This window comes from Sphingobacterium sp. GW821-FHT03E03, from assembly GCF_059420745.1.
The window spans coordinates 1-1,371 of sequence record NZ_JBWKUH010000063.1 but is presented as its reverse complement, the minus strand read 5'-3'; the positions used below and the strand labels follow the sequence as shown (position 1 = coordinate 1,371).

3 protein-coding genes are annotated in these 1,371 nt (G+C 44.4%); all 3 read right to left on the bottom strand.

Going from position 1 to position 1,371, the window contains the following annotated elements; all coding sequences use genetic code 11:
- Window positions 1-324 (bottom strand): hypothetical protein (locus AC07UV_RS25625; RefSeq protein ID WP_495185842.1); only part of this gene is annotated, 324 nt, incomplete at its 3' end.
- A gap of 82 nt (window positions 325-406) precedes the next feature.
- Window positions 407-682 carry a hypothetical protein gene (locus AC07UV_RS25620; RefSeq protein WP_495185841.1) on the bottom strand — a complete coding sequence of 92 codons (276 nt, stop codon included), beginning with the start codon at window positions 680-682 and terminating at the stop codon, window positions 407-409.
- Window positions 683-980: 298 nt separating this feature from the next.
- Window positions 981-1,371, bottom strand: a 391-nt coding sequence (locus AC07UV_RS25615; protein WP_495185840.1) for a helix-turn-helix domain-containing protein, incomplete at its 5' end; no start/stop codon positions are given.

Genomic DNA, 1,371 nt, shown 5'->3' with positions numbered 1-1,371 from the left:
TCCTCCTGTTGCTATAGCGGACATCACCTGATTGACAAAACTATTGCTCAATACTGGTTGATCACTTCCGTCATTTGGAGCTTTCAACGAACAGAGCTCTGACCCAGCATTACAGCTGGGCGTACCCGAATGGCGCGTATAGTTCGCCGGATTTTCAATATCTTCTCTATCTTGGGATGGTCCATTGTAATCAAACCATTCTTCAACCAATACTTTTTCTCCTGAAGTATGGTCTGTTTCCATGGCTTCCACGACATAGAAAGCCCCGAATAATAATGCTAATGCTGTAAACCCAGCTATGATTTTTGATTTTAACGTTCTCATGACGTTTAATGCTTTAATTTAAAATTCTGTTGGTAATCTTTTTGCATTTCGGTTTAGCCTCACAGTATGCGATCGAGGGATCCTATTTTATGGTCAGCCAACTTCCTTGAAGCTGTGAAGCCAGCATACCCGGGAACAGGGCAAACTTACGGGGGTACCACATCTTGTCCGCAACTCTCTTTAGGGCCAAGGATAGACAGATAGGGGCATAGTCGAGTTCTCTGAAATAAAGAACGGGACTGTACCTGTACCAAAGGACAAACCGCCCAGACAGCCTGATCCATAGGGATAGCAACACTGACCATAGCCATTGGTCAGGTAGTTTGATTGTTTCTTTCGCTGTTCGTAGACTTTTCATCCTGATTCATTTTACCTATCGATAACCTATTACGCGGCGGCACATCCTCGGTGCGGCCTGCCCTCTGTTTTGTTTTGCACTTTATCGCTGTACCCGCGTCCCTATTTATTTGGTCCAGCTTCCCCTTTCAACCCTTCACAGACGTACCGGGGATAGCCGGACTCCCCGCCGGAAAAAACGGTGATCTATGGCACTGGTACGCCCGCCATCTCTTTTGCTTTTGCTTTTACTTCTTTAAGCGTATTTCAAAGGTAAGGCCGTCTTGGCACATTCATTTACGCATTTTTGATCTTGTGATTTACTGATTTTTGTCATTGCCTGGATTCTGGTGGAGTTTTATATATTCGGAAGGATATAAGCCTACCCGTTTCTCAAAGTAGTCGGAGAAACCACTTGGGTATCTAAATCCGCAAAAATTGGCTACTTCGCCAATGGTATGAGCCGAAAGCAGTCTGTCTTTTGCCAGTGGAAGGAGTATCTCATCCCTGTACTGTAAAAGAGTCTGTTTGTAATAGCGTTTGTGGCAGCGTGCAAGGTGGGCATCTGAAACGCCTAACAAAAAGGCAATCTGGCTAATATTGACCTCCTGAAACCCCTGGTTTACGATATCATATATTATTTTCCTCGCTTTTTTAGCGAGTACTTCACCCTCGCTCAATTTCTCATAAAGCCCAAACTGTTTTGTTTCT